We start from the raw sequence: 7,990 nt of genomic DNA, 5'->3' as shown, positions 1-7,990 counted from the left end.
AGAGATTATATACTATAATCTCTTATAATCGCTCATTTCGCCTTTTTTTCGTGCCTGACGCCCGTTTAAAGGTTTACTAGCGATAGTTGCCCATATATTAATTTGATGCTGTAAAATGGCAGTTGTGAGTTTATCTATCTTATACTTCCCAAATGCTGGGATAAGATATAATCTTAAATTTTTTTCTGTTTGCTTGACAGTTGCTGATTTTCTATTTATTTTATAAAAATCAAACCATGCTGCTGCAACTTCATCAAAAGTTTTTAAGACTTTAATTTTTTTAGTACAACCATTTTTTATGAACTCATTTTGAAGACGTGAAAGTTTAACTTTTATGTCTTTTTTTGTACGCCCAGTAATGGAAGTTCGAACTTGCTTACCTGTCAGCACATCAGTACCGATATAAGCGCCACGGAGAATATAGCGTACTTCTCCGCTTTTTGTTTTGTATTCTTTTATATTTAGTTTGTTCATGTTGATTTGTCTTTCTAGCACCGCCCAGTACGCAAAAGTCAAAACATGAATGTTGATTTTAAAAGTGTAGGAAGTTAAAGTTCATTTTCATTAGAATCTTTACGACGATAATCTTGCCACCTTTTTTTTAATTCGGCTTTAGTGATGCCATCTTCGAGGGCAAAGTAATTTTCAGGGTTCTGTATTTGTTTTTCTAGTAATTGCTTCTTTAATTGAAAAACTTTTTTTCTGTGTTTCCAAATGAGTAGTTGATCTATTTGTGCATTGGCTAGTTTAAATTCATCAGAATAAAAATAATCAGCTTTTTCTTTATCATCAAAATCAATCGTGGGAGAGCTATATAAATAACTATCAATTGTAGAAATCATTTTGTCTAATTCAGGAAGAAGTTTTTTAGCCATTTCTGTGCGTAGAGCAAGAGTATTGTAGGTAGTGGATACAGGGTTTCCCTTATAATCTTTAATTATTTCCGCTGGAACTTCAACGCCGTAATTTTCCTTGGCAGATGTTTGTATTTCATTAATTTCGTCTTGATATGTTCTAAAATCACTAGTTCCCATAATATAGCTAGTCGTAACGTCAAAGTAATCAGCTAAATCTTGCCAAACTTTGAAATCACGAGGAGAACGTTTTCCAGTTTCATAATTAGTCAGCATACCTTGAGAAATTCCTATTGCTTTTGCTACGGTGCTTTGAGTAACACCTTTTTCAATTCGTAGCTCTTTAATACGATTTAAAGCTTTATATACTTCGTTTGCCATATTTTTACCTCTTTATCATTATACAACATTTTGGTAGTTATTTAAAATAAAAATTTCAATTTTGAAGTATATCACTTGACACTTCGAAAATGAAGTATTATACTATTGTCTAGATACTTCAATTTTGAAGTATCTAGAAAGAAGGTGAAGTAAAATAATGTATTTAACATCAGAAATTAAAACTGCTCTACGCAAAAAACGAGGAGTGCTAGATTTAACAAAAGGTGAAGCTGCCAATCAGCTTGGTATTAATCGTCTTACTTATGGACGTCTTGAAAGCCCAACACGTAATGAGAAAGTACGTCAGAGTACATACGAACGCATTACCGAGTGGCTCGCTAAGGACTATTAAAAAAACGCACCGCCCAGTACGTTGAAATTGAGAACAATGAAGTCAGTCGTTGAGATACGATATTGCGTATTAAACGCTAGAAAGAAATTTAATAATGAAAGACTTAGCATTTTTAACCAGTCCTGACATGAGTAAAGCGGAAGTTGTGACTAACCATATCGTTATTGCTGAATATGCAGGAATCGAAAGGACATCGTTACGTTTACTCATCAATAAACATAAAAAAGATTTTGAGCAATTCGGTAAGTTGATATTTGAAATATCGACCTTGCCAGATAGTCGAGGTCAAAAAGTAAAAATCTATCAACTTAATAGAAATCAAGCCATGTTGATGATTACTTATCTGGATAATACAGAAGTAGTTAGAAATTTTAAAATCGCTCTTGTAAAACGATTTGATGAAATGGAGAAGGAACTCTATGCAAGAAAAATTGCAAGAGCAGTTGAAAAGCCGAAAGGAATTACTCTTCATCAAGCTATTTCTGAGTGGAATCATTACTCACGACATGGTAATACATGGCATACGATTATTAGAAGTTTGCTTGCTACAACAGTAACAGGACTGACAAAGAAGCAAATTCAAGCTAGAGATACTGACTGGCGAAAAGAAAAAACGCTCCTAGACCTCCTTGATTCGGTGGAAATGGAACGTTACAAAATGCTTGAAAGTATCGCAATAGCCATGATTGAAGCTGGTTCCGATTACGAACCACTCAAAGTTGCTATTAAAGCAACAATGACAACAAAAAAAGTCCACACCGACCAAAGTAGAGACTTTTAAACTATAAGTAAGGCAAGCTCTTCATGAGTTTTGCTTTACTCAAATTATAACATATTTGAGGAGAAACACAAATGACAGAATTTATAACCATTGATGAAGCGAAGCTATTATTCACACAGTGCTTAGCAAAATCGAGACACCACATTGAAGTGGATGATGTCACTGACAAACTTTTTGATGGTAAAAGCGTAGCTACCTTTACTTTTATGGGGAATGGCTATCAAGTGGAATTGGAGGCTTAAAATGCAATCATCTACTTTCAAAATAGAAGATTTAGAGAAAGCACGAACTTTTGAAAATAAACATTTTTTAATTCTCTCTGTAAAAATGAATTCTGAAATTGGACATCAAGTTTTTTTAAAAAGCATAAAAAACAAAAAAACAGTAATTATTTTCAATCAAAATAAAGCTCCTCTTTGTATCAAAGTATCTCATGAGTTTGCACAAAGTTGGAAACTGAAAAAACAAGCTGAAACTAAGAAAAGAGATAAAGTATGAAATTTATAAAAATGGACGTTATAAGCACAGAAATACTACCTACTTGGTTGGTTAAACCTAGTCGTGCTGAAGTAAGAAAAATATTAATTGTCAATGAAACTAAAGCCCCAAAGTTGCATATAAGACTTAAACGAGGAGGGAAATCATGAGCATCTTATCATTTGAAGCAGAGCAGGAACTGACTCAATCAGTATTAAATCGTGTTGATAAATTAGTTGAGGCAAGAGTTGAACAAAGTCGTGAGTTCCCATATGTGCAACAAGCTGAATTATTGAAAGAACTGAACATTTCAACCACATATTTAGCTAAACTTCGGGCACACGGATTAAAGCAGGTGATTTTAGAAGATGGAGATCGTACTGTTTGGTATAAAAAAAGTCAATTGGAATCCTTGATGGATTCATTGGCTGAATAGGGGGAAGAAGTGACAGAAGTTAAAACTGATTACGGAGATTTGGAAAAACAACGCAAAGCATGGGAACGGTTAGAAAATAATCTAAAAAAGGTGATTGATCTTCCCTGGGAAAAATTTGGAAACATTGATGGCGCTAAGATTCCTCAAAGTCTTGATTTAGTCAATATCTTGCATCGTGATATTTATGAATATCCTTATCTGTCAGTAAAGTCTACAGGAGAAAATAAAAGAATCAAAAGACCTAGTTTGCATTTAAACAATGGTCAAAATACTGTATCTATTTTCTACGGTGGAGTTAATAAAAAAGCTGAAAAAACTGACGATGGAGAAGATAAAGAAGTAGTTACATTAAAATCAAGTAAAAGTATTCCTCGTTTTGTCAATGTGATTTTAGATTATCTATTTGGAAAGATTGCTTTGCATCATGGATATTTATATGATATTTCAACCTCACAATTCAAACGATTGTCAGAGATGGATATTGCTCATGAATATAAATTAGGCAAGCGTTCTGACTTCACAGCTAGTGAAGTTGTAGAAATTATATCTTTTATAGATGAACAGATAAAGCTAAAACCTCTTAAAGAAATAAAAGCATCGATTATTGCTTGTCATGACTTTCAAATGGATCTGCATCAAAAGAAAATTTTAAAAAATTGTTCTATCAAAGACAATGAATGTTACTTTAAAGTGTTTGATTGTCAGCTCTCTGATGTAATTGAAATGTCAATCTTGAACGCTAATTACTTAGGAATGGTGATAGATGATGTAGACAGCTTGCATAATGCGCAACTACAGCCAATCTATCAAATGCTGGTGGCATGTCGTGAGATTACTAAGACAAGGTTCTTTGTCAGTAAATCTGGGACACGTACTGGTAAAGGCTTGCGTCATAAAGTAATTTCATCCATTTTTGATACGAAACATGTCAACCTAGACGAACTCTCAAATAAGGCAACGGCCGCAATGGCTTGGGCTGGATTTGATGGAGGGGAAATGTTACTGGTGACTGAATCAGGAGAAATTGGAAAGAGTTTAGAACGTTATTTGAAAATACTGGCTACTGAAAGCACATATCGTGGTCGAGGTATTGGCCAAAACTATGCGGATATTAATCTGACTGGTGTACTGTCTATTGATTCAAATGAAAAAGTATTATTTTCTTCTGAAATGAATAGCAGGGCTGTGAACATTGCTTTTAAGAATCGTCCAAAAAGAGAGACTGATAGCGAACGTGAATCAATCTTTGCACCCTACTGGGAGGCTTTCACTGAACAGCGAGTATCTGAGACCAGTCGAGAAGCAACGGCGCTTGCAGGAGTGGCTGCTTTATATTCTTCATTTGTCTATTGGAGACAGAATAAATTTAAGTTCAATTTCAAGCAAGTGGAAATGGATAACTTCAGTAGTGATCACTTTGATTTTGACGATGTGCAAATTTATATTATCGAGGAACACATCAAAGGGAACAAGACAATAATCAAAACGGATGAGGTTCAGAAGCTATTGAAAGAAACCTATTACGGTGCTGGAAGTCCTAAACGAAGAAAAGAAGCTCTTGATATTATTGGATATTTTGAAACGGTTCGTACATTTCCAACTTTTGAAGGAAAAAGAAAATCTTTTCGTGTTATTGCAATTGGTAACCCTCAACGTACTGCAAAAGCAGTTGAAGCATTTCTTGAAACAATGTATGAACCACCATAAAAGTGTAATTTAGTTACAAATAGTTATGTTTTTTTGATACTCATAAACAGCTATATAAAAGGATAGTTACAGAAAATACGCAAAATACACTTTTAATATTGAGTAAAATAGTAATTTATTATAAAAGAGTTTGAGTTAATTATACCAATTATGGATACTAGATTTTAATATTCTATATTATATAAAGGAAAAATGTGTAATTAATGTATTTATCGTAACTATGGCTTTATAACAGGGTTTTGAGAGGTTTTAAAAGCGTAATTATTCATAACTATTTTCTTAAATAATATGTAACTATTGTGGTGATTTTAGAAACCAATAGTTAGCAAATGAAAAAAGCTATACCAATTTAGAAAAAGAGGTTTGATAATGAGCTTTAATTTTACAAAGACAGTAGTCTTTACAGTCAATGAAAAAATGCCATTTAATATTCCTTATGATGAAGAGGAATTTGAGAAATTTAGTCATGCACTTTTAGTTGATAAAAATGCGGAGTGGCTAGGTGGCTATTTATTTAACATAAAAAATATTGTTTCAATAAAACGAGTTTAAACATAGGGAGATAAAAAAATGAGCGACAAAGTAATTATGGTTTACACAGTAAATGATGCATCAGCATTTGTCTTTAATCAGACACTGGATAATATGAAAGTCATTGGCAAATGGCAAGATGACCCTGACCAGTTATTTAAACTAGGCACTACCGTATTTAATGGAAGTCATGTTGTGGCGATTAAAGTCGCAAAACGTGGGCCACTTGGTACAGTACCAGAATAATAAAGGAGAAATAATGAGGGTAAGACACCCACCAAAATCAGTTGTTTTAACTAACTTATAAAAACAGCTATCAACCTAATAAACATAGGGAATTACAGGAACTATCAATAGTTCCGATTATAATATATATTTACTAACAAATAAATACAGGAGAAACCACAATGAAAACATTTGAAGAAATTGAAGCAGAACTTATCAATCAAAAGGACGGTAATTTATTGGAAATTGAGAAGTTTAAAAATAATAAAGAAAAAGCGGAAAGAGCCTTAAAAATCGCTAATGATGAATTAATCAAAGCCGAGGAGATCGCTGACTTAGTAGCTTATGATAAAGCAAAGGGGGATATATGGACATCACAACACGCTATTGAATTGTATCAAAAACAGTTAGACAAATTGGAAAGCACTCCATTAGTGACCAAAGATGATTATAATCAATTGGTCTCAGATATTGAAAAGGCTGCCGATAAGTTACAAGATGAGTTGAATATTAAGGGCGCTAAGCTAATGGCAGAACTCAAGTCATTGGCTGATGAATCTAATGCGGTCTACCATAAAGCTGATGAGTTGTTACGTATTGCGCAGTATGATGTTTACAAAGACGCCGATTGTTTAGTAGCGTCAAACGGTACCAGAATAACGCGAGCGGTAGAGTATAAACGAAACAACTCAGTCCGAAATGTTTATAACTTTAAATATCTTGGCAACACATTTCTTGATGATATGAACGCATAATAAAAGGGGGGGACACCATGACAGAAACAATCAAAGACAACAGCCAACAACATACAGGCAATTGGGTTGAGGACATCCGAAAAGGCGCAGAGATTGAACGCAAAGAACTAGAGGAGACGAGCAGACAGCGGAGCAAAGAAGCCTTTGACAAGATGAGAGATAAGGCGAACGCCGAACGTGATGAGATTAATGGATTGATGAAACAAGTTGCCGAAAGAAATTACAATGATAATAAGTTAAAGCGTGACAAAGAAATTGAAACTGCTAAACAAAAAGCTATGCAACAGATTGAATCTGAATATGAAAGCAAGCACGGAGTCGATACCGACAAGACGGAACGAGAAAAGCAAGCATGGAGCAACTTACTAAAAGGTTTATAATTAATAAAAAAATATTTATATTAATTTATTATTTATTAATTTTATTTTTTAAATCTGAAAATATTTTTAAAGAAACTATGGGGGCATAGCCCCCTCCCTCTGGGTCAGCTCGTACTTCACGCCGTCACTGTACATTTTTTCTCGTGTATGTGTTTAACAAGCAGAAAGGAGGAAGAAAAATGAGCGTTATTCGGTGCAAAACTTGCAAAAATTTGTTCAATACCGCCAAGCAAGAAAGATATTGTAGCGAAGAATGTAGAAAAGAAGCTCGTAAGAAAGTTCGTAAAAAATGGGAAACAAAGAATCCTGAATATATGAAAAATTATATGCGAGGATATCGTGAAAAATAGCCTTGTAAGTTTAGTTTCATCGCAATACAAAATATAAAACAAATAAAAAGTCCCCAAAAGGGCTATGATATAATAGTAGTTAAGAAATCAGTTTTTAAAGCCCATTGCAGTGGGCTTTTTTTGTTTTATGGTAAAATACACTTAACAATGGGGGTGGATTATGAAAATAAGGCTAATTGATAAAAGTGATTGGAGTTCATATCAAAAATTGAGATTGAATGCTTTAAAGGCAGCCTCTGAATCTTTTGGGTCTACTTACGAGAGAGAAGTGAAGTTCTCAGAACAAGAAATTATAGAAAGAATATCGCCAAACTCCAGCAAATTCTTTATGGGAATTTTTGACGGAAAAGAATTAATAGGAATGGTTTCATTTCATAAAGAAATTGGAGAAAAGGAAAGACATAAGGGCGATATATATGGAATGTTCATTCATGAAGATTACCAAGGTAAAGGTTTAGGTAAACTTTTATTGTCTACTTTAATTAATAAAGTAAAAAAAGATTATCCGGATTTAGAACAAATAAGGCTGTCAGTTGTTTCAAATAATACTTCGGGTAGAAAACTATATAGTAACTTAGGTTTTGAAAAATATGGAGTTGAAATAAATGCCTTGAAAGAAGGAGACGAATATTTTGATGAAGATTTGATGGTCTTGTTCTTAAAATAAATATTTCAATATCTATTAAATTCGAATAAGCTATAAAATTAACCCTGGCTTTGGCCAGTTTTTTTATTGCTTATGATAAAATTAATAAGGGGTA

Annotated in this window: 13 protein-coding genes; 11 read left to right on the top strand and 2 right to left on the bottom strand. The window is 33.4% G+C overall.

What is annotated here, in order from left to right; genetic code table 11:
• Nucleotides 1-12: 12 nt before the first annotated feature.
• Both ACWCQS_RS45895 and ACWCQS_RS45890 read right to left on the bottom strand, forming a co-directional pair.
• Nucleotides 13-474 carry a tyrosine-type recombinase/integrase gene (locus ACWCQS_RS45895; RefSeq protein WP_451009979.1) on the bottom strand — a complete coding sequence of 154 codons (462 nt, stop codon included), beginning with the start codon at nucleotides 472-474 and terminating at the stop codon, nucleotides 13-15.
• A gap of 74 nt (nucleotides 475-548) precedes the next feature.
• Nucleotides 549-1,235, bottom strand: coding sequence for a helix-turn-helix domain-containing protein (locus tag ACWCQS_RS45890; RefSeq protein ID WP_012898391.1), 687 nt, complete (start codon nucleotides 1,233-1,235; stop codon nucleotides 549-551).
• Between the two features lie 446 nt (nucleotides 1,236-1,681).
• Between ACWCQS_RS45890 and ACWCQS_RS45885 the strand changes: the two genes are divergently transcribed.
• From ACWCQS_RS45885 to ACWCQS_RS45835, 11 genes are all read left to right on the top strand, one after another.
• The gene (locus ACWCQS_RS45885) at nucleotides 1,682-2,368 is read left to right on the top strand and encodes a Rha family transcriptional regulator (protein WP_179107678.1); all 687 of its coding nucleotides are present in this window, start codon (nucleotides 1,682-1,684) and stop codon (nucleotides 2,366-2,368) included.
• 71 nt (nucleotides 2,369-2,439) lie between these two features.
• Nucleotides 2,440-2,610, top strand: coding sequence for a DUF1655 domain-containing protein (locus ACWCQS_RS45880; protein WP_269889312.1), 171 nt, complete (start codon nucleotides 2,440-2,442; stop codon nucleotides 2,608-2,610).
• The gene (locus ACWCQS_RS45875) at nucleotides 2,582-2,866 is read left to right on the top strand and encodes a hypothetical protein (RefSeq protein ID WP_351515821.1); all 285 of its coding nucleotides are present in this window, start codon (nucleotides 2,582-2,584) and stop codon (nucleotides 2,864-2,866) included. The genes ACWCQS_RS45880 and ACWCQS_RS45875 overlap by 29 nt, the downstream gene beginning before the upstream one ends.
• 145 nt (nucleotides 2,867-3,011) lie before the next feature.
• On the top strand, nucleotides 3,012-3,281 hold the full coding sequence (locus ACWCQS_RS45870) for a hypothetical protein (protein WP_010906216.1): 270 nt from the start codon (nucleotides 3,012-3,014) through the stop codon (nucleotides 3,279-3,281).
• A gap of 9 nt (nucleotides 3,282-3,290) precedes the next feature.
• The gene (locus ACWCQS_RS45865) at nucleotides 3,291-4,988 is read left to right on the top strand and encodes a hypothetical protein (protein WP_312258058.1); all 1,698 of its coding nucleotides are present in this window, start codon (nucleotides 3,291-3,293) and stop codon (nucleotides 4,986-4,988) included.
• 369 nt (nucleotides 4,989-5,357) lie between these two features.
• Nucleotides 5,358-5,540 carry a hypothetical protein gene (locus ACWCQS_RS45860; RefSeq protein WP_003132807.1) on the top strand — a complete coding sequence of 61 codons (183 nt, stop codon included), beginning with the start codon at nucleotides 5,358-5,360 and terminating at the stop codon, nucleotides 5,538-5,540.
• Between the two features lie 18 nt (nucleotides 5,541-5,558).
• Complete coding sequence (locus tag ACWCQS_RS45855; RefSeq protein ID WP_011675329.1) at nucleotides 5,559-5,765, top strand: hypothetical protein; 207 nt, start codon at nucleotides 5,559-5,561, stop codon at nucleotides 5,763-5,765.
• Nucleotides 5,766-5,926: 161 nt separating this feature from the next.
• Nucleotides 5,927-6,499, top strand: a complete 573-nt coding sequence (locus tag ACWCQS_RS45850; protein ID WP_312258059.1) for a hypothetical protein — start codon at nucleotides 5,927-5,929, stop codon at nucleotides 6,497-6,499.
• Between the two features lie 17 nt (nucleotides 6,500-6,516).
• Complete coding sequence (locus ACWCQS_RS45845; protein ID WP_312258060.1) at nucleotides 6,517-6,879, top strand: hypothetical protein; 363 nt, start codon at nucleotides 6,517-6,519, stop codon at nucleotides 6,877-6,879.
• 179 nt (nucleotides 6,880-7,058) lie between these two features.
• Nucleotides 7,059-7,229: a hypothetical protein gene (locus ACWCQS_RS45840; protein WP_012898380.1), complete on the top strand. Its 171-nt coding sequence runs from the start codon at nucleotides 7,059-7,061 to the stop codon at nucleotides 7,227-7,229.
• A 160-nt stretch (nucleotides 7,230-7,389) separates the two neighbouring features.
• Nucleotides 7,390-7,896, top strand: coding sequence for a GNAT family N-acetyltransferase (locus tag ACWCQS_RS45835; RefSeq protein WP_032944448.1), 507 nt, complete (start codon nucleotides 7,390-7,392; stop codon nucleotides 7,894-7,896).
• The last annotated feature ends 94 nt before the right edge of the window (nucleotides 7,897-7,990 follow it).

The organism is Streptomyces sp. NPDC002076 (assembly GCF_053593835.1).
The sequence above is the reverse complement of the archived record's forward strand: the minus strand, read 5'-3'. Positions and strand labels throughout refer to the sequence as shown.

Excerpts from the sequence above, each read along its gene's own strand:
- ACWCQS_RS45875 (WP_351515821.1), top strand. The coding sequence starts at position 2,582 with ATGGCTATCAAGTGGAATTGGAGGCTTAAAATGCAATCATCTACTTTC.
- ACWCQS_RS45860 (WP_003132807.1), top strand. The coding sequence starts at position 5,358 with ATGAGCTTTAATTTTACAAAGACAGTAGTCTTTACAGTCAATGAAAAA.
- ACWCQS_RS45885 (WP_179107678.1), top strand. The coding sequence starts at position 1,682 with ATGAAAGACTTAGCATTTTTAACCAGTCCTGACATGAGTAAAGCGGAA.
- ACWCQS_RS45890 (WP_012898391.1), bottom strand. The coding sequence starts at position 1,235 with ATGGCAAACGAAGTATATAAAGCTTTAAATCGTATTAAAGAGCTACGA.
- ACWCQS_RS45880 (WP_269889312.1), top strand. The coding sequence starts at position 2,440 with ATGACAGAATTTATAACCATTGATGAAGCGAAGCTATTATTCACACAG.
- ACWCQS_RS45855 (WP_011675329.1), top strand. The coding sequence starts at position 5,559 with ATGAGCGACAAAGTAATTATGGTTTACACAGTAAATGATGCATCAGCA.
- ACWCQS_RS45895 (WP_451009979.1), bottom strand. The coding sequence starts at position 474 with ATGAACAAACTAAATATAAAAGAATACAAAACAAAAAGCGGAGAAGTA.
- ACWCQS_RS45835 (WP_032944448.1), top strand. The coding sequence starts at position 7,390 with ATGAAAATAAGGCTAATTGATAAAAGTGATTGGAGTTCATATCAAAAA.
- ACWCQS_RS45870 (WP_010906216.1), top strand. The coding sequence starts at position 3,012 with ATGAGCATCTTATCATTTGAAGCAGAGCAGGAACTGACTCAATCAGTA.
- ACWCQS_RS45840 (WP_012898380.1), top strand. The coding sequence starts at position 7,059 with ATGAGCGTTATTCGGTGCAAAACTTGCAAAAATTTGTTCAATACCGCC.
- ACWCQS_RS45850 (WP_312258059.1), top strand. The coding sequence starts at position 5,927 with ATGAAAACATTTGAAGAAATTGAAGCAGAACTTATCAATCAAAAGGAC.
- ACWCQS_RS45845 (WP_312258060.1), top strand. The coding sequence starts at position 6,517 with ATGACAGAAACAATCAAAGACAACAGCCAACAACATACAGGCAATTGG.